Origin of the sequence: Actinoplanes palleronii, from assembly GCF_016862315.1 — a bacterium.
GTDB classification, from domain to species: Bacteria; Actinomycetota; Actinomycetes; order Mycobacteriales; family Micromonosporaceae; genus Actinoplanes; species Actinoplanes palleronii.
This window is the reverse complement of the sequence record NZ_BOMS01000053.1, coordinates 1-24,614: the sequence shown is the minus strand read 5'-3', so window position 1 is coordinate 24,614 and position 24,614 is coordinate 1. Positions and strand designations below refer to the sequence as shown.

The window sequence follows — 24,614 nt, the reverse complement described above, 5'->3', positions numbered from 1 at the left end:
GTGGCCCTCCCGGGATCGGGCCGGTGCCGCGCCCCCTGGCGGAAGCAGCGAACCACGTACGCAAAAACTGGCCACACTGTACCCGAAAAACGGGCCGCAAAGCTGCCCCTCGAAGGAATCCAATAAAGCATGGCGGATATGGAAAAGGCTCCCCACTTCGCGGTTACGAAGTGGGGAGCCGTCAAGACTCCTGTCTATACCGCCGCAGATGATCTAGCGGCGATCGGACCGGCTCAACCGGGCCAGTGACCGGTCACCCGGCGGGCCCCGGTCGCACCACCACGGTGGACGGCCGCCTTCACCACGGCGAAGATCGCGCCCTGGATCGCCGCCGCGGCGAGCACCTCGCCCCAGCTCCGGTCCTCGTCGCCGGCGTCCGGCGCGTTGTCGTCACCGGACGCGAGCTTCCACACCTGCTTGAAGAGCGCTCCGGCGATGGCGCCGGCCGCAATGCCGAGCACCACGTTCACCGGCTTGAGCGCCACCTTCTCCAGCTTGCCCGCCATCAGCGCCTCCCCCGTACGATCAAAATGATCCCGACCACGGCGGCCAGCCCGGCCACGATCAGCGCGGGCGGGATCGGACTGGTCCGCGCCCGGACACCGGCGTCGTGCGCCAGCTCCCCGGACACCGCGGCGGTCTGCCCGGCCGCGTCCTTGACACTCGCCGTGGCCTGCCCGGCGGCGTCCTTCACCGTGGCGGTGGCCTGCCCGGCCACCGCGCGCAGCCGGCCGGTGGCCAGCGCGGCCTGATCCCGGACCCGCTGCTTGGTCAGCTCGACCTGGTCCTTCGCCCGCGCCTTGACGTCCGCGCGAGCGGCCAGGGCCTGCACCGTCTGGCCCAGCTCGGCCCGGGTCTGCTTGATCTCCTCGCGGAGCGCGACCAGGTCCGGCTTGGCCGGTGCCGCGCCGTTCTTCTCACTCATGCCTGGCTACGCTCCTTGACTGCGTGCTTGACCTCGTCGACGTCGGCCTTGAGGCCCGCGATCGCAGCCTGAGGCTCGGCCGGGACCGCCCGCTTGAACTGCGAGCGGCCGACCAGGGCCAGCACACCGGCGATCACGAAGATCGTCACGGTGACCACCAGGGCCGCCAGCCAGAGGTCCCAGACCAGGTTCAGCGCGATGATCGAGGTAGCGATCAGGGCACCGACGCCGTAGCCGGCGAAGAGGCCCGCGCCGCCGAACAGGCCCGCGCCGATCCCGGCGTGCTTGCCCTTTTCCGAGAGCTCGGCCTTGGCCAGGGTCAATTCGTCCCGGACCAGTTTGCTGAGCTGCTCACTGGCGCGTTGCACCAGTTCCGCGGTGGACTGCTCGGCTATCGGTCGAGGCCTGCCGTTCAGTACGTCGGCCATCGTTCCCCCTTTCGCTGTGTGCCCGGTGTATGCCCTGATCAGTCACTGCTCAATCCTGCGTGCCGTTCACCGCGCGGCGGACGCCGGAGCGTGCCCGTCCACGCCGCCGAACGCCGCGCCCCGGGACTCGCCGTCGTCGCCGCCGCTGAACACCCGGGCGTCCTCCGGGGAGTCCTCCGGTGCGCGGGCCGGACGAGACGGCGCCACCCGGTCCTCGTCGTCCAGCTGGGCGCGCACCCGGGGCAGGGTGCCGCGCTGGTGCTCCCACATCCAGCCGACCAGGCGCTCGCGGGCCAGGCAGCGCAGGTCCCACAGCGCGCCCGCGTCGGCCGCGCTGACCAGGGCCCGCAGCCGGATCATCCCGCCGGTCGCCTCGGTCACCTGCAGCACGCAGACCCGCTTGTCCCAGAGCTCGGAGCCCTCACAGACCCGGCGCAGCTCGGCGCGCAGCGGCTCGATCGGGGTGGACCAGTCCACGTCGATCTCCGCGGTGCCGAGCACCGCCGAGGTGTTGCGGGTCCAGTTCTGGAACGGCTTGGTGGTGAAGTACGAGGTGGGCAGGATCAGCCGCCGGTCGTCCCAGATCTGCACCGCCACGTAGGTCAGCGTGATCTCCTCGATCCGCCCCCACTCGGCCTCGACGACGACCACGTCGTCGACCCGGATCGCGTCGCTGAACGCGAGCTGCAGCCCGGCGAAGACGTTGCCGAGCGTGCTCTGCGCGGCCAGCGCCGCGATGACGCTGATCAGGCCGGCCGAGGCGAGCACGCTGGCGCCCAGGGCCCGGATGTCCGGGAAGGTCATCAGCATGACGCCGGCCGCGAGGATGACGATCGCCGCGACGGTGACCCGGCGCAGCATCACCACCTGGGTCTTGATCCGGCGGCGGCGCAGGTTGTCCGGGACGTCGGTGCGCCAGCGGGCCAGCGCCATGTCCTCCAGCACCAGCAACAGGGCGCCGACCAGCCAGGCGAACGCGGCGATGACGAGCAGCACCAGCGCGTGCACCACACCGGCCCGCCCGGGGAACTCCCCGGCGAAGACCCGGATCGCCTGCTGGACGGCGACCAGGGTGACGGTGACCAGGAACGGCCGGTGCATGGTCCTGGCGAGATCAGCGGCGAGTGCGGATCGGCGGCCGATCCGGATCATCGCCCAGTGCGCCGCTTCGACGAGCACGACGGCTGCTCCCGCAGCCACCGTGACACCGAGCACGGCAGTCAGAACGCTGGACACGAACTTTCCCCTCCACGGTCGAGTGCTGTGCCAGCGCACCAACGTGCCCCGGCCGGGGCCCGGCACACACCCGCTATGGCAGATGTCGGATACAGCTCACACCCGCCAGGGGTAGGAAGCGACGCCAAGTCCTGTTTCCGTCACTCAGATCTTGCGACGCGCAGATCGTGCGGACCGCGGCCGGCGAAGAACCGCGCTCAGATCTTGCGGTACTTGGCCTGCGCGAAGCAGTACGCGCCGAACGCCGCGATGCCGACCGCGATCAGCGCCAGCAGCCAGACGCCCCACGGGTGACCGGCGAGCGTCTTCAGCGCCGCGTCCAGGCCCCGGGCCTTGTCCGCGTCGAAGGTCACCGCGGCCGCGACGACGAGGATGCCGGCGATCGTGTACGCCACGCCCTTGGCCGCGTAACCGGCCATGCCGAGCCGGATGATCGGCTGCCGGGTGGCGGCCGGCATCTGCTGGGTGTTCAGGTGCTTGGCGAACTTGCGGGTCAGACCGTAGACGGCCATGCCGATGCCGACGCCGAGCACGACCAGGCCGATGAAACCGACCAGCCAGCGTCCGCCGGAGGACTGCATCAGACCCGCCGACTTGCTCTCCGAGTTGTCACCCATCGACGACTTGGCGCCCTGGATCACCTTGACCGCGACCCAGGCCAGGTAGAGGTAGAGCACGGCGCGGATGCCGGAGAGCACCCGCTCGGCGATCGCACCCTTGGTCTGCTCGCCGCTCTCGCCGACGGCCGCCTCGAAGAGCTGCCAGATCGCCATCGCGACCAGGCCGATCACGATGGCCACCAGCAGCGCCTTGCCGTAGGACTGGCCGGCCAGCTCCTGGAGCGCGCCGGACTGGTCGCTCTCCTTGCCGGAGCCGCCGAAGGCGACCTGCAGCGCGATCCAGGCGAAGAGCAGGTGGATGATGCCGTAGCCGACGAATCCGCCCCGGGCCAGGTATTCCAGAGGCTTGCTGTCGGCCGCGCGTGACGCGTGGTGCTTGACGTTCGAGGCAGTGGAGGACATGCCCCTCAATGTGACCGGACGCGCCCTCCGCCAAACGCCGGGTGTTAGCGGGCCACCTGCACCTGGATCGCGCTCTGCGTCACGTTCGACAGCGAGACCTGCAGGCCGGCCACGTCGACGGCCTGCTGGCCCTTGGTCAGCGTGACCTGCTCGCCGCCCACCGACAGGGTGACGGTGTTGTCGTCGGCGCTGATGAACGCGGCTTCCACGCCGAGGACGCTGACGCTCGCGTCGGTCTCCCGCTGAATGGTCACGGTGCACTGGTCGACGCCACAGCTCAGGTCGTCACTGCAGCCGGTCAGCAGGGCCGCACCCAGGGCGGCGGAGACGAGAACGGCGGCGATGCGGCGGCGGGGCTCAAAGGTCAACACCCATGCAAGGGTACGCACCGGCGACAACCCTAAGCTGGTCATCGATACTGCGAGGAGGCTGTGAATGAGCGAGTACCCGGTCCAGGACAACACCGCCAGACACCGGTTCGAGCTGCTGCTGGACGGCGAGGTGGGCGCGCTCGCGACGTACCGGATGCGCGGCGAGGACGTGGTGATCGTGCTGCACACCGAGACCCACCCGGACATGCGCGGGCGGGGCCTGGCCGGCGAGCTGGCCCGGCAGACCCTGGACCAGCTCCGTGCGCGGGGACAGAAGATCGTCCCGGCCTGCCCGTTCTTCGCCCACTACCTCGGCGAGCACCCGGAATACAGCGATCTCGTCGCCCACTGACCAGTACTGATCAGGCGGCGACCGGCTCCGGGACGTTCGCGCCGGCGATCAGCTCGGCGGCGGCCAGGCCGCACGCGCGGGTGGCGCCGAACGTGGCCACGTGCAGCCCGCCGAGCACGGTGACCGGGATGCCCATCTCCACAACGATCGCGTCCGGCCGTACCGCGAGCACTGCGGTCAGCGCGTCCTCGATCCAGCGGTGCCGGTGCACGTCCCGGACCACCAGCACCAGCGGCCGGCCGTCCGCACCGGCCAGCACCGCGCCCGCCGGGTCGCCGAGTCCCTCGAGGTCCTCCGCGGCGAACCGGGCCGCGGTGGTGCCGGGCAGCAGCTCGCTCAGCGGCGCGCCGATCCCCCAGGGCGTCTCGCTGCCGATCGCGATGTTCCGCGGCGGCGCGAACTCCACCACGTGCGGCACGCCGACGATCGGGAGCTCCGGCGCACCCTCGCCGCGGGTCACCCGGACCGCGCGGCGGGCGGCCGCGAAACCGACGTCCGAGCCGAGGCCCGCCGGTTGCTGCGAGCCGTGGGTGACTCCGGCTTCCTTTTGGGTACGGGTGGTCCAGGCGCCCAGCGCGCGCACCCGGGCGACCGCGTCCCGCAGTCGCTGCTCGGGCAGCTCGCCGGAGCGAACCGCTTCGACGATCGCGTCCCGGAGCTCGATCGCGGTCTGCTCGTCGGCGTGGTCACCGCCCACACAGATGGCGTCCACACCGGCGGCCAGCGCGCGCACGGTGGCGCCGGCCAGCCCGTAGCGGCGGCGCACCCCCTGCATCTCGATGCCGTCGGTGACGATCAGTCCGTCGAAGCCGAGCTCCTCGCGCAGCAGCCCGGTGAGGATGCGGTGGCTGAGGGTGGCCGGCAGCTCCGCGTCGTACGCGGGGACCAGCAGGTGGCCGGTCATCACCGACTTGACGCCGGCGGCGATCGCGGCGCGGAACGGCACGAGCTCGCGGTCGGCCAGCTCGTCGGCGGTGCGCGCGATCAGCGGGACGTCGTGGTGCGAGTCCACGCTGGTGTCGCCGTGCCCGGGGAAGTGCTTGGCGCAGCCGGCCACGCCGAAGGTCTGCAGTCCCCGTACGAAAGCGGCGGTGTGCCTCGCGACCAGCAGCGGCTCGGCGCCGAACGAGCGGACCCCGATCACCGGATTGTCGGGGTTGTTGTTGACGTCCGCGTCGGGCGCGTAGTCGAGAGTGATGCCCGCGGTGGCCAGGTCGCAGCCCAGGTCGCGGGCGACCGCCTCGGTCAGCAGCGGGTCGTCGATCACGCCGAGCGCGAGGTTGCCCGGGCGGGAGCTGCCCAGCCGGGACTCGAACCGGGTGACGTCGCCGGCTTCCTCGTCGATGGCAACGATCACGTCGGCGCGCTCGGCCCGCAGCTGCGCGGTGAGCGCGGCCACCTGGGCGGGCGATTCGACGTTGCGGGCGAAGAGCGCCACCCCGCCGAGGCCGTCGCCGAGCCAGCGGCGGATCCAGTCGGGCGCGGAGGTACCGACGAATCCCGGCTGGAGAACCGCGGCGGCAAGTTCCGACAATTCGCCGTGCTTGGACATGATCCCCCGTACCTCCGATTGCATCCAAGAACGTCTATGTGAACGTTCTCCCCCGTTCGGGGACCTATGGTCACACCCGCCACAGCCATTAGTCAACAAACCTTTCTATTAGCTGTGGCCGATACTCGATAGAGTGGCGGCGTGCCGCTCACCCCCCTCGCGGAAGCCACCGTCGACTGGTCAGAGATCCACGCCGTCCGGTTGCTCGGCGTCGCGCTCGCCGTTCTCTTGCTGATCTGGGCGATCCGCCGCATGTTCGGCGGCAAATAGGGGTACGAGGCGGCAACCTTCACCACAGATCGGATGGCCTCACCCCCATGAAGCTCCCCATCTACGGCCCCCGACTGCGCAAAGTCGCTCGCACCCACTTCGGGTGGCCGTCCCTGCGCCCGGGCCAGTTCAAGCCGATGCGCGCCGTGCTGCGCCGCAAGGACGCCCTCGTGGTGCTGCCGACCGGAGCCGGTAAGTCGGCCATCTATCAGATCCCGGCCGTGCTGCTGCCCGGCCCGACCGTGGTGATCTCCCCGCTGCTCGCTCTTCAGCAGGACCAGATCGCCGCACTCAACGAGCGGAACGACCCGAAGATCCGCGCGGTCCGGGTCAGCTCCGCCGAGACGCCGCGCGAGCAGCAGGAGGCGATCGAGGAGCTGCGCGCCGGCCGCGCCGAGTTCCTCTTCATCACCCCGGAGCAGCTGGCCAACCCGGAACGCCTGGCCGAGGTGCGCGCCCTCAAACCCGGCCTGGTCGCCGTCGACGAGGCGCACTGCATCTCCGCCTGGGGACCGGACTTCCGGCCCGACTTCCTGGCGCTCGGCGACATGATCAAGGAGCTGGGCAGCCCGCCGGTGCTGGCGCTGACCGCCACCGCGTCGCCGCCGGTCCGCGACGACATCATCGCCCGGCTGCGGCTGCGCAAGCCCGAGATCCACGTGTCCGGACTGGACCGGAGCAACCTGTTCCTCGAGGTGGCGTACTGCGCGGACGAGACGTACCGGTGGAAGCGGCTGACCGCGATGCTGGACCAGGAAGAGCGGCCCGGCATCGTCTACGTCCCCACCCGGCGCGCGGCCGAGGAGCTCGCCGAGAAGCTCACCGCGGCCGGCTACTCCGCCGAGTACTACCACGGCGGGATGACCGGCGCCCTGCGCGAGCAGCGGCACGAGGACTTCACCAACGACCGGGTCGACATCATGGTGGCCACCTCGGCGTTCGGCATGGGCATCGACAAGCCGAACATCCGCTGGGTGGCGCACGTGGCGCTGCCCGACTCACCGGACAGCTACTTCCAGGAGATCGGCCGGGCCGGCCGGGACGGCGAACCGGGCCGGGTGCTGCTGCTATGGCGTTCCGAGGACGAGGCGATCCAGCGCTTCTTCAACGGCGGCGGCCCGGACGAGGAGGAGCTGCGCAAGCTGGCCGGCGCCCTGCACAAGGGAGTGACCACCAAGACCGAGCTGGCGAAGAAGACCGGGCTCGGCCCGCGCCGTCTCGCGCAATACCTCGCGCTGCTGGAGCAGGCCGGCGCGGTCCGCACCGGAGCGGGCGGCAGACTCTCCGTCCCGCCCGGCGCGCCGATGCCGCCCAAGGCCGCCAAGACCGCTGTCGCCGAGCACGAACGGCAGCAGACCGTGGTCAAGTCGCGGACCGACATGATGCGCGCGTTCGCGGAGAGCCGGCAGTGCCGCACCGAGACCCTGCTCGCCTACTTCGGCGAGGAGATCCGGCGCAGCTGCGGCCACTGCGACAACTGCGCCGACGGCAGCGCGGAGGCGGTGAACGCGGTCGAGGAGGAAGGCCCGTTCGCCATCCACAGCAAGGTCCGCCACGGCGAGTGGGGCACCGGCATGGTGATGGGCTACGAGGAGGAGAAGATGACCGTCCTCTTCGACACGGTCGGCTACAAGACCCTGTCCGTGCCGGTCGTCGTCAACCAGAAACTGCTCACCGCCGCCTGACCGTCACCGTCCCGGCTCGGCCTGCGGGTCGCTCTCCGCGTGCCAGTCGGGCTCCGCGGAGGGCTCGTCCCGGTCGGTCAGCCGGGCGGCGACGAGCAGGATCGTCGCGGCGGCCAGGACGCAGCCGGAGACGACGAAGACGTCGACCGCGGCCCGCGCGAACGCCGGCGCGAGCAGCAGCGTGCCGAGCACCGCGAGCGACGAGCCGACGCTGCCGACCACGCCGGCCGTGAACAGGACGGTGGCCGATCCGCGGACACCCACACCGAGCGATCCCATCCAGCCCCCGTCCATCGACCGTGACGCATGACAATAGCCATGCGGGCCGGCCGATGGGGTCCCGTCAGGTAACAGCCTCGCGAAAACGTGCGGCGGCGTCGCCCGAAATCGGGCTTCCGTGCCCGAAAACGGCATGCTCGAAGTCCCGCTCGGCCAGCCGGGCGAGGCTCTCCGCGGCGCGGTCCGGGTCGGCGGTGGCCACCGGGTTCGGCCCGGTCACCCGCCCGCGGACGGCGGTGGCGGCGTCACCGGCGAAGAGCACCCCACCCGCGCGGTCCAGCAGGTAGGACACATGCCCCCGGGTGTGACCGGGGGTGTGCACGGCGGTGAACCCGTCGACCGGCTCGGCGCCGTCGCCCACCAGCTGGTCCAGCTTGGTCGGCTCGACAGTGCCGATCGTGCGGACCAGGAAGCGCCGCAGCCGGCCGCCGGTCGGCTCGGCCGGCGGGAACGCGCCGTTCATGAACGGCGCCTCAGCGGCGTGCGCGATCAGCCGGGCGCCGGCGCGTCTCCGCAGGTCGGCAGCGCTTCCCGCGTGGTCGGGGTGGTGGTGGGTGAGCAGCACGGCCCGCACGTCGGTCAGCGACCGGCCGAGCTTGCGCAGCGCGCGCTCGATCGTCGCGCCCCGCCCGGGCAGCCCGGTGTCGACGAGCACCACCCCGTCGTCGGTGACGACCAGATGGACGTTGACATATCCGAGAGGGATCTCGAAGACCCCGTCGACCACTTCGCGCACCCGCCGAATCTATCGCTAGCCCCACCCCTGTTCCCGGCAGCGGTGCCGCGGGGCGACGCGCCCGCGGGACGGCGGGAGCACGCGATCCCGGTTACGCGTGCCGCTGCCGCCCACCCGGGGGCGGTGCGGCACCGCAATCCCACAACGCGTCCCCGCACCGCCCCACAACAGCGGTCGGCTGGTGCTCAGGGGTGCCAAAAACCCGCGAGACACCCCTCAACACCAGCCCAGCGCGGCCCGGCGCGGTCGGCTGGTGCCGACGGTCCCCTCCAGGTCCGCGAGGCAACCCTGAGCACCAGCCGGTCGCCCGGACCGAGTCGACGCCGACCCGGACGGTGGCCGCCGGTCAGCAAGCGGCGGGCGGTGATGCGACAGCGGGTAGGGGTCAGCGGGTGGCCAGGTTGGGGAGGATGCCCAGGTTGCGGGCGTGGGCCACGGCCTGCCGGCGGTTGGTCGCGGTCAGTTTGGTCAGGACGGCGGCCACGTGGGCGTCGACGGTGCGCACCGACAGGAGCAGCCGGGTGGCGATCTCCGGGTTGCTCAGGCCCGCCGCGAGCAGCCGCAACACCTCCAGCTGGCGGCCGGTCAGCCCGGCCGGGTTGTCCCGGGTGGCCGGGAGCGGGCCGCGCGGGATGCGGGTGACACCCTGCTCGCGCAGCCGGTGCCGGAGCCGGCGGGCGAGCGGGGCGGCGCCCATCGCGTCCAGGTCGGTGATCGCGGTGAGCAGGTCGGCCGGGTCGGAGCTGTGGGCCAGGGCGACGGCGGCTTCGTACCGGCAGCCCGCCTCGGTCCAGCCGGCCGCTGCTTCCCGGGCCGCGCCGGCCGCTTGTAGTGCGTACAAATGGGAATTGAGCCTGACCGGGACCCCCAGCTGCCGCAACCAATAGCCGAACGCCTCCTCGCCGAAGACCGGCCGATAGGCCGGCGCGAGCAGATCCGCGACGACCCGGTCGTCGCGCAGCCACGCCGCCTCCGCCATCGCCGCGCCGGCCGGGCCGATCCGCTGCGCCTCGCCGATCCGCAACGCGATCGCCCACCCCTCGGCGATCATCTCGTCGCCACCCGGACGACCGGTGCGCACCCGGGCCAGCCCTTGCACGACGAGCGCCGGGCAGCGCATGTTCGGTGGCGCACCGGCCGCCCAACCGGCCTCGCGTTCGGCGTCCGCCCACTCGGCGCGGGCCAGGTGCAGGCGGGCCCGGGCGACGTGCAGGTAGCGCAGGAACCCGAGGGCCTCGTTGCGGTCGGCGAACTCGATCGCCTGGGTCAGCATCTCGTCGGCCTCGGCGAGCCGCAGGTGGTCGAGCAGCTGCCAGCACATGTTCGCGTAGGCGCGGCAGGCGTGATCGGTCTCGCCGGCGGCCAGCGCGACGGTCAGGCTCTCGGTCAGCAGCGGCCACCCGGTCGCGGCGTCGCCGGCCTGCCAGTGCGCGAAACCGACGTTGTTCAGCGCGTGCGAGAGCACCCCGGCGTCCGTGCCGGACCGGCGGGCCAGCGTGATCGCCCGGGTGCCGACCTCGATCGCCTCGGCGTTCTGCCCGGCCAGCATGTGCAGCTGGGACTGATTGCTCAGGCCGAACGCCAGAGCGCCCGGTTCGCCGGCGCCGGTCAGCACGAACACCGCCTGGAACGCGCACGCCTCGGCCGCCGGGCGGTCACCGGCCCACCAGTGCAGCCGGGAGAGCCGGCGCAGCGCCAGCCCGATCCGGACCGGATCACCCAGATCCCGGCGCAGCGCGAGGGCCGCCTGCTGGGTGGTCACCGCGCGGGTGGCGTCGGCCAGCAGGTAGAGCTCCTCGGCGTACCCCTCCAGCAGATCGGCCCGGACCGCCGGCTCGAACGCGGCCTGCTGATCCAGGGCCAGCGCGTAGTGCGCGGCGGCCTCGCGATGCGCGCCGGCCTTCGCCGCCTCCGCCGCGGCCGGCGGCGCGAACCGGATGATCAGCGCCTCGTCACCGGCCTCGGCCGCGTGATGCACCAGCCGGGAGAGATCAACCCCGCTTCGGTCCAGGAGGGCGGCGACCACCGCCTGATTCGCGGCGATTCTTCGGTACGACGGCAGCCCGGCCGCCACCGCCCGGCGCATCAGCTCGTGCCGGAACGCCACCCGCCCCGGCGCGACACTGAGCATCCCCCGCCGTTCCGCGGCGGCCAGCGTGCCCAGGCCACCCGGCACCAACGCCTCGACCAGCCAGCGCTCCACCGCGGACGGCACCACCGCGAGGGTCTCCAGCGCCACCCGGCACGGCTCGTCGAGCGCCTGCAGCCGGGCCAGCACCGCCTCCGCGACGGTGGCCGGCACCCCTTCCGCGTCGCGAGCGCCGAGCACCTCGGTGACGAAGAACGGGTTGCCCGAGGTGACCGCGAAGACCCGCTCGGCGTCCAGCCCGCGGCCGGCGACAAGCGTCCGCACCGCGTCCGCGGAGAGCCGGGCCAGCGGCAGCCGGCACACCGTCGCGGCCTGGGCGAGCACCTGGTGCAGCGGGTGCCCGGCGGCGACCTCGTCGTCCCGGTACGTCAGCACCAGCACCACCGGCAGCGCCGCGATCCGCCGGGCCAGGAACAGCAGCACGTCGAGGGTCGCCTCGTCGGCCCAGTGCACGTCCTCGATCAGCAGCAGGGTGGGGTGGCCCGGCCAGTCCAGCTCGGCCCGGAACGCCTCGAGCACCCGGGCCCGGTCACCGGCGGCGAGCGCCTCGGTCAACGCGGTGCCCACCTTGCCGATCAGGTCACGCAGCGGCCCGAGCACCCGCGGGGTGGCCAGTGCGTCGCACCAGCCGGTCAGCAGCCGCCCCTCGGCCGGCAGGATCGACCGGGCCGCGGCGGCCACACTCGACTTGCCGATCCCGGCCTCGCCGGTCACCAGCACCACCGAGCCGTGCCCGGCGGCGGCCCGCCGGGCGGCCGCGGCCAGCTCGGCGAGCTCCTGGTCGCGTTCCAGCAGGTGCCGCCTCATATCCCCGAGACTAAGCGCCGGGCTAGGTGATACCAGCGGCCGAGCTAGGTAGCCGACACGGATTCGGCCCGGCCCGGACGTCCGTAGAACAGATGCATGAATGACGACAAGCTGATGGAGTTCGTACACAAGTTCGTCGGTGACCTGGGCGCCACCATCGGCGCCGGCGGCGTGGTGATCGGGGATCGGCTCGGTCTTTACCAGGGGCTGACCGCCGGGCCGTCCCTCCCGGAGGAGCTGGCCGAGCGGACCGGGACCGCACCGCGCTACGTCGAGGAGTGGCTGCGCGGCCAGGCCGCCGGCGGCTACGTCGAGTACGACCCGGCGAGCGGGCGGTACTCGCTCACCGAGGAGCAGGCGTTCGCGCTGACCGACCCGGACGGGCCGATCTTCGCGCCGGGCGCGTTCCAGCTGGCCCTGGGCGCGCTGCGGGCCGAACCGCAGATCACCGAGGCGTTCCGGACCGGTCACGGGCTGGGCTGGCACCAACATACCGAGGACGTGTTCACCGGGTGTGAGCGGTTCTTCCGGCCCGGGTACAGCGCCAGCCTGGTCGCCGCGTGGCTGCCGGCACTGGACGGGGTGGAGGCGAAACTGCATGGCGGGGTGCAGGTGGCCGACGTGGGCTGCGGGCACGGTGCGTCGACGGTGCTGATGGCCTCGGCGTACCCGGACTCGGTCTTCACCGGGTCGGACCTCCACCCGGACTCGGTGGACCAGGCCCGCAAGCGGGCGTCCGACGCCGGGCTGGACGGGCGGGTGCGGTTCGAGACGGCCGGCGCGCAGAGCTTCGGTGGCGGCCCGTACGAGCTGGTCACCACGTTCGACGCGCTGCACGACATGGGCGACCCGCTGGGCGCGGCACGGCACGTACGGTCGAAGCTGACCCCGGACGGTACCTGGATGATCGTGGAGCCGGCGGCCGGTGACTCGGTGGGCGCCAACCTGAACCCGATCGGGCGGGTGTACTACGCGTTCTCGGCGTTCCTGTGCGTGCCGAGCGCGCTGTCTCAGGAGGGCGGGTACTCGCTGGGCGCGCAGGCCGGCGAGGAGCCGATCCGGCGGCTGACGGCGGACGCCGGTTTCACCCGGTTCCGGCGGGCGGCGGAGACCCCGTTCAACATCGTGTACGAGGCCCGCCCGTAGGCCGCGTTTCAGAACGAGCCGGGCCGGGTTTCGGAACCGGCCGGGCCCCGGGTTTCAGAACCGGCCGGGCCCCGGGTTTCAGAACCGGCCGGGGCCCGGGTTTCGGAACCGGCCGGGGCCCGGGTTTCGGAACCGGCCGGGCCCCGGGTCTCGGAACCGGCCGGGCCCCGGGTCTCGGAACCGGCAGGGCTCCGGGGTGAACACCAGCGTGATCGGGTAGAGGGAGCGGTGAGAGGCGCCGGCCCGGCAGTGCGCGACAATGCGCTGTCGGCCGCCGACGAAAGCGAAAGGACTCCCTGAGTGACGGACGAACCGCTCTACGCCAAGCTGGGCTTCACCGACGGCGAGTGGGGGCTGCTTGTCGGCCTTCCGCACGCGGTGGTCACCGCGGCCAGCGCCGCCACCCATGACAGCGCCCGCAAGACCCGGGCCGAGAGCGCGGCCGGGATCAGCCGGATCTCGGACGCCCGCGCATCGGCGAGCACCCTGGTCACCGCGGTGGCCACGGCCGCCGTGGCCGAGGCGGGCGACCCCGAGTTGGGCGAGGAAGCGCCGGTGATCGAACCGGCCGACCCCGCCGCGTACGCGAGTGACGTCCTGGGCCGCGCGGCCGAGGTCGCCACCCTGCTCTCGGCGAAGGCCTCGGTGGCCGACGCCGAGACCTACCGGCACTGGCTGCTCGAGGTCACCGACGCGGTGGTCGGCGCGGCCTCCAGCGGCGGCCTGCTCGGCATCGGCGCCGAGACGGTCACCGAGGACGAGCGCACGTTCCGCGACGATCTGGCGAGCGCGCTCGCTGCTTGAGCGGTCGCATCGGAGCCCGGGCCGTGTCGACGGTTCCGGGCTCCTTTGCCGTCCGGCGGGCGCCGGCCGGACGGCCGCCTCAAGCCGTCGGGCGCCCTCAGCCTGGCGGTCTTTCTCAAACCGTCGGGCATCCTGCTCTCTGCGAGCTTTGTCTTTCGGCCTCTCTGCGGGCTTTGTCTTTCGGCCTCCTCAGGTTGGTGGGTGCCAGGTCAAGACCGGGTCCATCTGGCGGAGGATCAGGTCCGGGCCCAGCCGCCCGGCCAGTGACATGCCGGTGTTGCGGACCCACTCGGCGGCCCGGTTGTCCAGCCCGGCCATGCGGGCGACCCGGCGCGACGCCCGCGCCACCGCCGTGGTCCGCGGCAATCGCTCCGCCGAATATCGCGGCAGGTCGGCAGCGTGCGCGGCGAGCACCGCGGCGTCCTCGATCGCCTGGCAGGCGCCCTGACCCAGATTCGGCGTCATGGCGTGGGCCGCGTCGCCCAGCAGCGCGACCCGGCCCCGGTGAAAGCTCGGCAACGGCTGGTCCAGGCAGCGGACGTCGGTGCGGGTGACCGACGTCGCCGCGGCGATCAGCGACCGGATCGGCTCGTGCCAGGCGCCGAAGAGCCGGGACAGCTCGGCCTGCTCGTCGGCGGCCCGGCCACCCGCCGGGGCGGGCGCGGTGGCATAGCAGTAGACCCGGCCGTCGCCGAGGACGACCACTCCGAAGACCTTGCCGCCGCCCCAGGTCTCACCGGGTGTCACCGTGCCGCCGGGGTGCGGGACGACGAAACGCCAGCTGGTCACGCCGGTGTGGACCGGGCCGGGGTGGGCGGGGAACAGGCTCATCCGTACCGAAGAGTTGATCCCGTCGGCCGCGACCACGAGATCGGCGGTGAGCGGGCCGGCGGCGGTGACCACCGTCCCGCTCGACGGGTCGACCTCGGTGACCGGCCGGCCCAGGCGGAGCGTGCCCGGCGCCAGCCCGGAGGCGAGCACCTCGACCAGGGTCGCCCGGTGCACCGCGATGATCGGATCACCGAACCGCGCGGTCGCCCGATCACCGTCGCTGCGGCTGATCCACCCGCCGTCCGGCCGCCGGATGCCGGCCGCGCCCTCCAGCCCGGACAGCTCGCGCAGCCGGTCACCGAGCCCGAACGTGTCAAGCGTGCGCAGCGCGTTGGGCGCGACCGCCAGCCCGGCGCCGACCTCCTCCAGCGCGGCCGCCCGCTCCAGCACGGTGACATCCCACCCGCGCCGCTGCAGGGCCACCCCCGCGGCGAGGCCGCCGACGCCCGCTCCGATCACCACTGCCTGTGCCATGGATCGATCCTGGCACGCGGCCGGAGCGGTCGTCCGCACTCATGAGGGCGCCTTTCGGCCGCCCCGATCGGGCCATTGTCAAACGGGCTTCCGGGACCGCCGCCTGATCCACTCGCTGCGGCTCCCTTGACCTTTCCCCTGAGGGAAGGTGCAGGCTGGAGGCCGGAGACGGGAGGGTCCGATGATCGACGAGTATGTCCAGGCGCGCCCCGCGCCGCCGCTGCGGCCGCACATCGCGTTCTACTCCGGCTATCGGCAGCGCGGCGTCCCGCCCGGCCGGCATCGTGGCCTGCCGTCGCCCTACCTCACGCTGATCTTCACGATGGACGAGCCGCTGGTCATCGCGGAGCACCCCGACCGGCGCCAGGTCCCGGGCACGTTCGACGCGCTCCTCGGCGGCCTGCACCTGCGCCCGGCGACGATCACGCACGACGGCTGCCAGTCGGGTGTCCAGGTGGCGCTGCACCCGCCCGGCTGCCGGGCGCTGCTCGGCCTGCCCGCCGCCGAGCTGGCCGGCCTCGACGTCGACCCGGGCGCCGTCCTCGGCGCGCCGTTCGTCGGCCAGCTGCGCGAGCGGTTGTCCGCGGCGCCCGGCTGGCCGGCCCGCTTCGCGGCCCTCGACACGGCGCTGACCGCCCTGCTTCCCGACGCTTCCACCCCTTATCGGTACGCAGTGCGCCACCGCACCACGATCCCGCCGGCACACGCCGCGGCCGAGCGGATCGCCCACGTCTGGGCGAGCCTGTGCCGCGGTGGCACGCCGATCGCCGAGCTGGCCGGCGAGGTCGGCTGGAGCGCGCGTCACCTGACCGACCGGTTCCACGCCGAGCTGGGCCTGCGCCCCAAGGAGGCGGGCCGGATCGCCCGTTTCGACCGCGCCCGCCGCGCGTTGCGCCCCGGCGTGCGGTTCGCCGACATCGCCGCCGAGCACGGTTATGCCGACCAGTCCCACCTGGTCCGCGACTTCCAGGCGTTCGCCGGGTGTGCACCGTCGCGGTGGTTGTCGGACGAGTTCGGTTTCGTCCAAGCGTCCGCCGCCGCGGCCGACCACGATGGAGGTCATGACTGAGCAGAAGACACCCCCGCCCCCGCAGATCTGGCCGACCCTGCGGGCGGCCGACGCCCGCGCACTGATCCGTTTCCTGGTGACCGCGTTCGGGTTCGAGGAGACCGTGACGTACGGCGACGGCGACCGGGTCGACCACTGCCAGCTGAGCTGGCCGCCGGGCGGTGGCCTCATGCTCGGCTCGGTCCGCGACGAGACGGACGACGCGTGGGCGCTGCAGCCGGGCACGTTCGGGGCCTACGTGGTCACTGACGAGCCGGACAAGCTGGCCGAGCGGGCCCGAGCGGCCGGGGCGGTGATCGTCAAGGAGCCGTTCGACACCGACTACGGCTCCCGCGATTTCGCCGCCCGCGACCCGGAGGGCAACCTGTGGGCGTTCGGCACCTACCGCGGCGAGCCCCGCTGACCGTTTTTCACCACTCGGACCGGCCGCTCACGCTGACCGGTTTTCATCACCCGGACGGGCTGCTCACCGCTGACCGGTTTTCATCACCCGGACCGGCTGCTCACCGCTGACCGGTTTCACCACCCGGACCGGCTGCTCACCGCCGAGAAGACCTCGTTCGAAGGCCGCGGCCTGCGCCGCGGCCCGGCCCGGTGCGCTTACGCCACCGCTTACGCCACCGCTTCCGCTTCCACCTCGGCGGCACTGCGGCGCAGGCCGGTCACCGCGGAGTAGACCGACCCGACCTGCGCCGCGACGCGCTTCCAGGAGTACGCCTGCCGGGCCCGATCGAGCGCCGCCGTCGCGTACGTGAACCGCCGCACCTTGTCGTTGACCAGCCGGCGCAGCGCCCCGCCGAGCGCCCGCGGGTCCCGGGCCGGCACCAGGTCACCGGTGAGCCCGTCGACAACGGTCTCGGTCAGCCCGCCCACCGCGGTCCCGATGATCGGCACGCCGCAGGCCATCGCCTCCAGCGCGGACTGCTCGAACTGCTCCTCCCAGGGCGCGGCGACAAGCATGTCGGCCGAGCGGTACCAGCTCGGCATGTCCCGGTGCGGCACCGAGCCGACCAGGCGGAACCGGTCGGCGACCTGGCACCGCTCGGCGAGCGCGCGCAGCGACTTGGCGCCCGGGTCACCGGCGAGCTGATCGGCCCGCGGACCGCCGACAACGACCACCTCGGCGCCCGGCACGAAACGCATCGCCTGGATGACGTCGCCGAAGCCCTTGTGCTCGACGAGCCGGCCGACCGAGAGGATCCGGGGCCGGTTCAGGTCACGCGCGGCCATCGGGCCCTCCGGGGTGAACCGGACGCTGTCCACGCCGGCCGGCACCACGGTGAGCTGTGCCCGCGGCACCCCGATCCGGACGAGTCCGCGCACCTCGTCCTGGGTCTGTGCGACCACCCGGTCGACCGCGCGGCCGAGCGCCCGCTCGTACCCGGAACGGGACGGGCCGACGGCGGCCGGGTCGATCGCGCCGAGTTCGTGGAACGACTGCACCACCGGGATGCCGACCTGCTTGGCCGCGGTGATCGCGGCCAGGCCACTGGTCCAGAAGTGTGCGTGCACCACGTCCGGGCGCCAGCCGTCGTGCTGCCACTGCGCGCTGAGCAGCCGGGCGAACTCGGCCATGTGCGGAAGGAGATCCTCGGCCGGCACGTGCTCGGCCGGACCGGCGGCGATGTGGACGACATGCACGCCGTCCGGCCCGGGCACCACGTCGGCCACCGCCGGGTCCGTACGACGGGTGTAGACACGGACGTCGTGCCCGATTTCGGCGAGCGCCCTGGACAGGTCGGCGACGTGGGCATGCTGGCCGCCCACGCCTAGAGGGCTGGCGTGTTCGGAGATCATCGCAATTCGCACGGGTTCTCCTCAGCGGCGGGAGTGACGGGATAACGGCAGGTTTCGTTGCCCGAGTGCCCCTAGCGTAAACATCCTGGCCGGGCGGGGTGGCCGCTCAACCGAGTTCAGACGGCGGCCTGATGGCGGTAGTACTCGGTGTACTCGTCGAGCAACGCATCGACATCGGCGGTGGCAGCGAGGTCGAAACGCTCAAAAAGGTCGTGATACAGGCGGATGTCGGAACGGCTCTGTGCGGTCATCGACGTGTTGAACAGGTCGATGATCACGGCACGCCGATCGAGCAGCTCGAAGGAGTGCATGGGCGCGACCGTGACGAACGAGCGGGCCGGCAGGATCTTCAAGCTGACGTTCGGGAGGCCGGTCAGGTACCGGATCTGCTGAAGCTGGCCGATCATGTCTTCCGGGGTGCCGACCCCGGCGCCCAGCACCGATTCCGTGATCACGAAGTGGAACCTCTTCGTCGCCGAGGCGAGGATCTCCTGTCGCGACATCCGCCGCGAAACGGTCGTCACCAGGTTCTTCCCGGCGTCCTGCCCCGCCGATTCCGGTGCGAGCATGGATGCCAGCGTGGTGATCACCGCGCGGGCATAGCTGCTGGTCTGCAGCAGGCCCGGGATGACCGACGGATTGAAGACGCGGATCTCCGCGCTCTGCCGCTCGAGCTGTCCCACCTCGTCCTGGCGCTGCGGCAGACCCCGAGGCTCGGCCCGCCAGTCGGTCATCCGCTCGTAGGTCTGCGTAGCCAGCGATTCCAGCGCCTCGGCCTCGTCTGCGGGAAGACCCATCGCCTGGGCGAGTGTCCGGACGTCGGCCGGATCCGCGGGCGATTTACCGGTCTCCAGCCGCGACACCTTGGCCTGGCTCATACCCGCCCGATTGGCCAGGTCCGCACCGGTCAGCCCGGCACGGAGCCGGGCGAACCGCAGGGCCGCGCCGATCGACAGCCTGCCGACGTCGCCGAGCGAGCCGAAGACATCAGACATGGGCCGGCCATCGCTCAGGAGATCTGGCGCGCCGCGTCCAGGAGCAGGTGCAGCGGAATCTCAACGAGTGACTCGCCTTCCGGTAGGTCGACACCGGCCACCCCGCCCGGCACGGCATAGCCTTGCACGACCAGTGAATCGCGATCCGTGCGATACACGGTCGGGCAGCTGCCGGTGACGCATACCCCGGCAATCATTTCGGCTTGAAGCGGTCGATGCTCGGACGAGTTAGTCATTTCGGCAGATGTCTCCTTTGTCATGTCATGAAGGTAGCTAGCCGCGGGCACGATAACACGACTTCTCAAATATTCAATGGATATTCACTCGATGTGGCGTCACGCGCACGATACCGCCACCTGACTACCCCGTCACCCGAGGGCCAACATCACTGATCACCAGGCAAAGTACCGTTTTGCCGCTCAGTGAATATGCATTGATATGCAGGAGCGAATCTCAGATATTCATCTCAGAGGCGAGATGCCCCTTTCCGACCCCTCGGCCCCACCGGGAGTAACCATGAACGAGGCCGTGCTCTACCTCACCGTCGCCGCCCTGATCATCTTCGTCGTGCTGACCGAGTTGGTGGCCGCCGCGATCCCGGTCCTCATCGTGATCACCCTGGTCCCACCGGCCGAGCGCGCCGACCTGGCCCGCCTGCTGGCTGCCGCCGACAGCTCCCGCCGCCTGCGCCTGTGGCCGGCGCTGCGCATCGCCACCGCCGCCCGCCGCCGGCAACGCACCCGTTAGGAGCTGGCCACGCAGGGTAATCCCCGGCCATGGCCACTGTCGTACGCACCGTTCACGCCCCGCCCGAGCGCGTCTTCGCCGTCCTCGCCGACGGCTGGTCGTACAGCGACTGGGTGGTCGGCACCACGCACATCCGCGACGTCGAGGCGTCCTGGCCCGAGGCCGGCGCCGAGCTGCATCACAAGGCCGGGCCGTGGCCGTTCTCGCTGCACGACAAGTCGACGGTGCTCGCGTGCGTCCCGGGCCGGGAGCTGACGATCCGGGCGGGGCTGTGGCCGCTGGGCGAGGCGGTCGTGAAGATCGTGCTGGACACCGAGGTCAACGGCGACACCCGGGTGACCATGCACGAGAAGTTCGACTCCGGTCCGCTGCTCTGGGCCCGCAACAAGATCAACGATCTGGTGCTGCACCAGCGCAACGTGGAAGCCCTGCGCCGGTTGGCGGACATCGCCGAGTCCCGCCGCCGGCCCGCCGCTTGATCACCGCTTGATCACCAGCCCGAGGCGAGCCGCGCCGCACCACCAGACCGCCGCTCCTCAAAACCACCACGCCGCCACGCCACCAGACCACCGCTCCTCAAAACCGCCGCGCCGCCACGCCACCAGACCACCGCTCCTCAAAACCGCCGCGCCGCTACGAGGCGTACACCGCCCGCTGCAACCCCTCAATCCCCGCCCGATAGAACGGCAACCGATCCCGCGCCAACGCCGCCCGAGCCGCATTCGCCCCCGGCGCCCCGTGCACCCCACCCCCCGGATGCGCCGACGAACTCCCCAGATACAGCCGGTCCACCGGCGTGTCGGCCCGCCCCAGCCCCGGCACCGGCCGCAGGAACAGCTGCTGGAACGCCGCCGACGTCCCCCCGCCCAGCGCCCCGCCCACCAGCGACGGGTTCTCCCGCTCCAGATCACCCGGCCCGAACACGTTGCGCCCCACGATCGCCGCCCGGAACCCCGGCGCCTGCTTCTCGATGACCGCCTCGATCCGCTCCACGTGCGCCGCGATCACCTCGGCCGGCCACACCGGCCGGTGCGGCAGGTGGGTATACGCCCACGCGCTCTCCGTACCCGCCGGTGACCGACTCGGATCAGTCGTGGTCATCTGCCCGAGCAGCAGGAACGGGTCGTCCGGCACCTCACCGGTGGCGAGCTTCCCGGCGTACCGGGTCAGGCCGTTCAGGTCCGCGCCCAGGTGCACCGTCCCGGACCCGGACGTCTCCGCGGTCGTCCACGGGATCGGCCGGTTCAGTGCCCAGTCCACCTTCACCGTCGCGCCGTCCCAGCGGAAGTGCGCGAGATCCTCGACCAGCCGGGGCGGCAGCCACCGCTCACCGACCAGGTCCAGGAAGAGCGCCGGCGCCGGCACGTCCGCGATCACCGCGCGCCGGGCCCGCCAGTCCCGCCCGTCCGCGGTGCGCACGCCCATCGCCCGGCCGCGCGCCACCAGCACCCGGCTCACCGGCGCCCGGTGGACGATCTCGCCGCCCCGGGCCCGCAGCCGCCGGACCAGCGCGGCGGTCAGCTGACCGGCCCCGCCCACCGGCACCGGCCAGCCGACCTGCTGGCCGAGCATGGTGAGCAGCCAGCCGTAGACACCGCCGCCGGCCTCCTCCGGGGACAGGTCGGTGTGCAGCGCGCACCCGGCCAGGGCCACCCGGGCGCCCTCGCCCTGGAACAGCTCCGAACCCAGCTCCCGGGCGGAGAGCACCAGCCGCCGGGCCAGCCGCAGACTGCCACCGACGCCGAGCCGCCGGGCCAGGCCGAGGCCGTCGGCGACCGGCGGGAACGGCCGCAGGATCACCGGCAGCATCCGGTCCGCGATGTCCGACCATTCGCCGTACGCCTGCTTCCACCGCTCCCCGTCCCCGGCGGCGAACGTCTCCATCGACGCCATTGTCCGTTCCAGATCACGGCTGACCGTGGCCGCCCGCCCGTCCGGCAGCAGGTGGGTGAGCACCGTGGGTGCGTGCGTCCAGGACAGCCCGTGCCGGTCCAGGGCCAGGTCCCGCAGCACCGGCGACGCGTACCCGAGCGGGTAGAACGCGCTGAACAGGTCGGACAGATATCCGGGCGCGGTCACCTCCCCGGAACGCACCGCGCCGCCGGGTTCACCGGTGGCCTCCAGCACCCGCACCGACCAGCCCGCGTCGGCCAGCAGGTTCGCTGCCACCAAGCCGTTGTGCCCCGCCCCGACGATCACCGCGTCAACCGTGTCCACGTCCGCACGTTAGCCACGTTTCGCCCCGGACGCCGGGGGCACCTCGCAATCATGGGGTGAGGAAACAACCGGCAACCGACTGAGGGGGGATCACCGCATGAGCACGGTCACCGAGTTCGTCGACGTCAACGTCCCGGTCCGCACCTGCTACGACCAGTGGACCCAGTTCGAGGAATTCCCGCGCTTCATGGAGGGCGTCGCGGAGATCCAGCAGCTGGACGACACCCACACGCACTGGAAGACCCGGATCGCCGGGATCGAGCGCGAGTTCGACGCGACGATCACCGAGCAGCTGCCGGACGAGCGCGTCGCCTGGACCGCCACCGAGGGCGAGAAGCAGGCCGGTGTGGTCACCTTCCACCGCCTCGACGACTCGCACACCCGGATCACCGTGCAGATCGACTTCGACCCGCAGGGCTTCGTGGAGACCGCCGGCGACAAGCTCGGGCTGGTCGACCGCCGGGTCAAGGGCGATCTGCACCGCTTCAAGGAGTTCATCGAGAGCCGCGGCGGCATCACCACCGGCGGCTGGCGCGGGCAGGTCGACCGCCCGGGTGCCTGAGGTCCGCCGTTCCGGCACGGCCGCTCTCCGGGGCGGCCGTTTCGCCTGATTTCGTACGAGGGTGAAGGCCGTTTCACCCGTCCCGCACCGGGTACGCCGATGTCATGACCGAGCAACCCGAGCGCACCGCGGTGATCAGCGTGTTCGCCGTCGTGCCGGCTCGTACCGGCGCAGGACCACACTGCCCATCCCGGCCACCGCGCGGACCGCGTACCGATCAGCGGCCCGGCGCCAGCCGTCCTCCCGGAGGATCGCGCCCACCGGCGCGCCGTTGTTCGCCGCCCACGGAGTGACCACCGCGCCGGCGCCCTCGTCCAGCACCACCCGGAACGGGGCCGGCGTGCCGGTGCTCAGCACCGCGGAGCCCACGCCGCCGCGGAACATCACCGGCACCGTGCCGTCCGGGTCCGGCAACCACACCTCGGCCAGCCCGGACGCACCCAGCTCGACCCGGCTGACCCGCCCGCCGCGCAGGTTCAGCTGCTGCTCCCCCGCGCCGGCGGGCAGCCTGATGTCCCATCGGACGGCACGGTTGAGCACGATCCGCACCTCGTCCAGGCCGTCACTCCCGGTAGCCCGCAATCGTACGACGACCCGGCCGCCCTGCCGGCTCACCACCGGTGCGACACCCGAGTCCGGTGCGGCGCTGACCCGGTAGAGCAGGCCCGGCAGGGTGGCTGTCTGCACCCGTACCCGGCTGGCCGCGTCGCCGACGGTGAGCCAGGCGGCGGTCCGATCCAGCAGCGGACCGGCCTGTACGAGGTCCGGTACGAGCACCTCGATCGGCCGGATCGGCTCCGATTCCCGAAAAGATCCAACAACAACTGCCCCCACCAGCGCGAACGAGCCGATGACGGCAGCTGTTGAGCGGCTTCGACGCAACGCTGATCGCACTATCGGACAACTGAGAATCGGCCGAACGGGTGACGGCGATCCGGACTTATCGCGCCAGACTTTCCGGGTGCGATCTGCCGGATTCTTGTCTGAACGTCAGCGCCGCCTCGCGTGGCTGGGTTTTTTCCTAGCCGCCTTCCAGGCCCCGCTGGCAGCGAAGCTCATCGATGACGCCTCCTGGTTCTTCGCGGTCGTCGTCGCCCTCGTGGTAGCCACGGTCATCGTCGCCGACGACACCCAACGTCGCCGCCCCGAGCCCGTCCCCTACACGGAGTAACCCTCCCAGGACGCCCACCGACCACCACCCCAGGCGGCCGGCACTTCACCCTGCCCACCCCCGCCCCCACCCACTGCGGCCGGTGCGGCCTGCGGCCCATCAGCCGCGCCCCGGCCGCCCTCAGCCCCAGATGGCCCGTCGGCCATGGCCCGGCGGCTCTCGGCCGCGGGTGGTCATCGTTCGCGACCCGGCGGCGCTCAGCCACAGGTATCCCGGCGGTCACGGGCCGGTAGCTCTCGACCGCAGGTGGCCCCTCGGAAACGAGCCGGTAGCCCTCGGCCGCAGGTGACCCATCGGTCGCCGGCCGGTGATCCTCGGCCGCGGATCCGGGTGAGCACCGCGTCGACCGCTCCCACGTCGAGGCCGCGGGTTCAGCTCTGCTCATCCCGGCAGCGCCTCACACCCGGCCGGCCCTGCGTCCGACGCCACTCGGGCCGGTCGGGCCCGGACCGGCCTCGGGTTCCGGTCTGGCCTTCTCCCCTGCTCCGCCGCTGGCGACAGGGGCCAGGCGCGGCGAGTTCTGCGGTTTCAGGTTCAACCGACCTGCACCGTTAGGGAGAACCGTTGGCTACCCGGCGGTCTCTAACTTTCTCCTCATGCCTGGTCTGTTCAGCAACGCCGCCGCCCGCGCCGCCCTCCGCTCCGCTCACGCCTCGCTTGCCGACCTCACCGCGGCAGTCGGAGTCAGCGGGCTCGCCGCCACCCTGTCCTCCCCCGGCCTGATGTCAGTGATCGACCAGCACGCCGCCGGCGTCCGCGACAGCCTCAACGCCGACACTCGCCCGCTGACCCCGATCCTGCTGGCCGCCTACGCCGAGGGCGTCCGCGACGCCGCCTTCCAGCACGGCTGGGTCTCCCCCGAAGGCGACATCGACTGGACCGAGAGCGACTGGGTCCTCCGCCGTCTCCTCGCCGTCTGCATGCTGGCCCGCACCCTCCCCGCCCCGAACTGAACCCGCCCCAACCCACCAGGCCGGCACCGAACCTAG

At 72.2% G+C, this 24,614-nt stretch carries 28 protein-coding genes; 12 read left to right on the top strand and 16 right to left on the bottom strand.

Annotated elements, in window-relative coordinates; all coding sequences use genetic code 11:
* Positions 1-233: 233 nt before the first annotated feature.
* The 6 genes from Apa02nite_RS19855 to Apa02nite_RS19830 form a co-directional block, all read right to left on the bottom strand.
* Positions 234-506, bottom strand: a complete 273-nt coding sequence (locus Apa02nite_RS19855) for a DUF4235 domain-containing protein (protein ID WP_203826304.1) — start codon at positions 504-506, stop codon at positions 234-236.
* Complete coding sequence (locus tag Apa02nite_RS19850) at positions 506-925, bottom strand: DUF3618 domain-containing protein (protein ID WP_203826303.1); 420 nt, start codon at positions 923-925, stop codon at positions 506-508. The genes Apa02nite_RS19855 and Apa02nite_RS19850 overlap by 1 nt, the downstream gene beginning before the upstream one ends.
* Positions 922-1,353 (bottom strand): phage holin family protein, encoded by a 432-nt coding sequence (locus Apa02nite_RS19845; RefSeq protein WP_067700985.1) that lies wholly within the window; start codon positions 1,351-1,353, stop codon positions 922-924. Before Apa02nite_RS19845 ends, Apa02nite_RS19850 begins: the two co-directional genes overlap by 4 nt.
* Positions 1,354-1,419: 66 nt before the next feature.
* Positions 1,420-2,589 carry a mechanosensitive ion channel family protein gene (locus Apa02nite_RS19840; RefSeq protein WP_373873003.1) on the bottom strand — a complete coding sequence of 390 codons (1,170 nt, stop codon included), beginning with the start codon at positions 2,587-2,589 and terminating at the stop codon, positions 1,420-1,422.
* Positions 2,590-2,786: 197 nt separating this feature from the next.
* Entirely contained in the window at positions 2,787-3,611 is an 825-nt protein-coding gene (locus Apa02nite_RS19835) for a DUF1206 domain-containing protein (RefSeq protein WP_203826302.1), read from the bottom strand.
* Between the two features lie 44 nt (positions 3,612-3,655).
* Positions 3,656-3,982 carry a hypothetical protein gene (locus Apa02nite_RS19830; RefSeq protein ID WP_203826301.1) on the bottom strand — a complete coding sequence of 109 codons (327 nt, stop codon included), beginning with the start codon at positions 3,980-3,982 and terminating at the stop codon, positions 3,656-3,658.
* Positions 3,983-4,046: 64 nt separating this feature from the next.
* On the opposite strand from Apa02nite_RS19830, the gene Apa02nite_RS19825 reads away from it, so the two are divergent.
* On the top strand, positions 4,047-4,334 hold the full coding sequence (locus tag Apa02nite_RS19825) for a GNAT family N-acetyltransferase (protein ID WP_203826300.1): 288 nt from the start codon (positions 4,047-4,049) through the stop codon (positions 4,332-4,334).
* Between the two features lie 10 nt (positions 4,335-4,344).
* Here the strand turns inward: Apa02nite_RS19825 and Apa02nite_RS19820 are convergent, their stop codons facing one another.
* Positions 4,345-5,889 (bottom strand): glycoside hydrolase family 3 protein, encoded by a 1,545-nt coding sequence (locus tag Apa02nite_RS19820; RefSeq protein ID WP_373873011.1) that lies wholly within the window; start codon positions 5,887-5,889, stop codon positions 4,345-4,347.
* 138 nt (positions 5,890-6,027) lie between these two features.
* Between Apa02nite_RS19820 and Apa02nite_RS51930 the strand changes: the two genes are divergently transcribed.
* Both Apa02nite_RS51930 and Apa02nite_RS19815 read left to right on the top strand, forming a co-directional pair.
* Complete coding sequence (locus Apa02nite_RS51930) at positions 6,028-6,156, top strand: hypothetical protein (protein WP_269748413.1); 129 nt, start codon at positions 6,028-6,030, stop codon at positions 6,154-6,156.
* Positions 6,157-6,203: 47 nt separating this feature from the next.
* Entirely contained in the window at positions 6,204-7,841 is a 1,638-nt protein-coding gene (locus Apa02nite_RS19815) for a RecQ family ATP-dependent DNA helicase (protein ID WP_067701006.1), read from the top strand.
* A 3-nt stretch (positions 7,842-7,844) separates the two neighbouring features.
* Here Apa02nite_RS19815 and Apa02nite_RS19810 read toward each other — a convergent pair whose 3' ends face one another.
* The 3 genes from Apa02nite_RS19810 to Apa02nite_RS19800 form a co-directional block, all read right to left on the bottom strand.
* Positions 7,845-8,120 (bottom strand): hypothetical protein, encoded by a 276-nt coding sequence (locus Apa02nite_RS19810; RefSeq protein ID WP_203826299.1) that lies wholly within the window; start codon positions 8,118-8,120, stop codon positions 7,845-7,847.
* Positions 8,121-8,184: 64 nt separating this feature from the next.
* Positions 8,185-8,856, bottom strand: coding sequence for an MBL fold metallo-hydrolase (locus Apa02nite_RS19805; protein WP_239164421.1), 672 nt, complete (start codon positions 8,854-8,856; stop codon positions 8,185-8,187).
* A 385-nt stretch (positions 8,857-9,241) separates the two neighbouring features.
* Positions 9,242-11,812, bottom strand: a complete 2,571-nt coding sequence (locus Apa02nite_RS19800; RefSeq protein ID WP_239164420.1) for an ATP-binding protein — start codon at positions 11,810-11,812, stop codon at positions 9,242-9,244.
* A 96-nt stretch (positions 11,813-11,908) separates the two neighbouring features.
* Between Apa02nite_RS19800 and Apa02nite_RS19795 the strand changes: the two genes are divergently transcribed.
* Positions 11,909-12,958: a class I SAM-dependent methyltransferase gene (locus Apa02nite_RS19795; RefSeq protein ID WP_203826298.1), complete on the top strand. Its 1,050-nt coding sequence runs from the start codon at positions 11,909-11,911 to the stop codon at positions 12,956-12,958.
* Positions 12,959-13,258: 300 nt separating this feature from the next.
* Complete coding sequence (locus tag Apa02nite_RS19785) at positions 13,259-13,762, top strand: hypothetical protein (RefSeq protein ID WP_067701021.1); 504 nt, start codon at positions 13,259-13,261, stop codon at positions 13,760-13,762.
* Positions 13,763-13,951: 189 nt separating this feature from the next.
* On the opposite strand, the gene Apa02nite_RS19780 is transcribed toward Apa02nite_RS19785, so the two are convergent.
* Positions 13,952-15,067 (bottom strand): FAD-dependent monooxygenase, encoded by a 1,116-nt coding sequence (locus tag Apa02nite_RS19780; protein WP_203826297.1) that lies wholly within the window; start codon positions 15,065-15,067, stop codon positions 13,952-13,954.
* A gap of 181 nt (positions 15,068-15,248) precedes the next feature.
* Between Apa02nite_RS19780 and Apa02nite_RS19775 the strand changes: the two genes are divergently transcribed.
* Together Apa02nite_RS19775 and Apa02nite_RS19770 are read left to right on the top strand one after the other, a co-directional pair.
* The gene (locus Apa02nite_RS19775; protein WP_203826296.1) at positions 15,249-16,136 is read left to right on the top strand and encodes an AraC family transcriptional regulator; all 888 of its coding nucleotides are present in this window, start codon (positions 15,249-15,251) and stop codon (positions 16,134-16,136) included.
* A complete protein-coding gene (locus tag Apa02nite_RS19770) occupies positions 16,129-16,539 on the top strand; it encodes a VOC family protein (protein WP_067701027.1) in 411 nt (136 codons plus the stop codon). Before Apa02nite_RS19775 ends, Apa02nite_RS19770 begins: the two co-directional genes overlap by 8 nt.
* A 209-nt stretch (positions 16,540-16,748) precedes the next feature.
* Here the strand turns inward: Apa02nite_RS19770 and Apa02nite_RS19765 are convergent, their stop codons facing one another.
* From Apa02nite_RS19765 to Apa02nite_RS19755, 3 genes are all read right to left on the bottom strand, one after another.
* Positions 16,749-17,945, bottom strand: a complete 1,197-nt coding sequence (locus tag Apa02nite_RS19765) for a glycosyltransferase (protein WP_203826295.1) — start codon at positions 17,943-17,945, stop codon at positions 16,749-16,751.
* Positions 17,946-18,049: 104 nt separating this feature from the next.
* A complete protein-coding gene (locus Apa02nite_RS19760; protein WP_203826294.1) occupies positions 18,050-18,928 on the bottom strand; it encodes a helix-turn-helix domain-containing protein in 879 nt (292 codons plus the stop codon).
* Positions 18,929-18,942: 14 nt separating this feature from the next.
* Positions 18,943-19,188, bottom strand: coding sequence for a hypothetical protein (locus tag Apa02nite_RS19755; protein WP_239164419.1), 246 nt, complete (start codon positions 19,186-19,188; stop codon positions 18,943-18,945).
* Between the two features lie 256 nt (positions 19,189-19,444).
* Between Apa02nite_RS19755 and Apa02nite_RS19750 the strand changes: the two genes are divergently transcribed.
* Both Apa02nite_RS19750 and Apa02nite_RS19745 read left to right on the top strand, forming a co-directional pair.
* Positions 19,445-19,675 (top strand): hypothetical protein, encoded by a 231-nt coding sequence (locus Apa02nite_RS19750; protein WP_203826293.1) that lies wholly within the window; start codon positions 19,445-19,447, stop codon positions 19,673-19,675.
* A 29-nt stretch (positions 19,676-19,704) separates the two neighbouring features.
* Complete coding sequence (locus tag Apa02nite_RS19745) at positions 19,705-20,154, top strand: SRPBCC family protein (protein ID WP_203826292.1); 450 nt, start codon at positions 19,705-19,707, stop codon at positions 20,152-20,154.
* 154 nt (positions 20,155-20,308) lie between these two features.
* On the opposite strand, the gene Apa02nite_RS19740 is transcribed toward Apa02nite_RS19745, so the two are convergent.
* Complete coding sequence (locus tag Apa02nite_RS19740) at positions 20,309-21,892, bottom strand: phytoene desaturase family protein (RefSeq protein WP_203826291.1); 1,584 nt, start codon at positions 21,890-21,892, stop codon at positions 20,309-20,311.
* Positions 21,893-21,989: 97 nt separating this feature from the next.
* Between Apa02nite_RS19740 and Apa02nite_RS19735 the strand changes: the two genes are divergently transcribed.
* Entirely contained in the window at positions 21,990-22,454 is a 465-nt protein-coding gene (locus Apa02nite_RS19735; RefSeq protein ID WP_203826290.1) for an SRPBCC family protein, read from the top strand.
* Positions 22,455-22,589: 135 nt separating this feature from the next.
* Here Apa02nite_RS19735 and Apa02nite_RS19730 read toward each other — a convergent pair whose 3' ends face one another.
* Complete coding sequence (locus tag Apa02nite_RS19730) at positions 22,590-23,231, bottom strand: hypothetical protein (RefSeq protein WP_203826289.1); 642 nt, start codon at positions 23,229-23,231, stop codon at positions 22,590-22,592.
* Between the two features lie 73 nt (positions 23,232-23,304).
* Between Apa02nite_RS19730 and Apa02nite_RS19725 the strand changes: the two genes are divergently transcribed.
* Positions 23,305-23,625 carry a hypothetical protein gene (locus Apa02nite_RS19725; protein WP_239164418.1) on the top strand — a complete coding sequence of 107 codons (321 nt, stop codon included), beginning with the start codon at positions 23,305-23,307 and terminating at the stop codon, positions 23,623-23,625.
* 596 nt (positions 23,626-24,221) lie between these two features.
* Positions 24,222-24,578, top strand: coding sequence for a DUF6401 family natural product biosynthesis protein (locus Apa02nite_RS19720; RefSeq protein ID WP_203826288.1), 357 nt, complete (start codon positions 24,222-24,224; stop codon positions 24,576-24,578).
* Positions 24,579-24,614 lie beyond the last annotated feature (36 nt).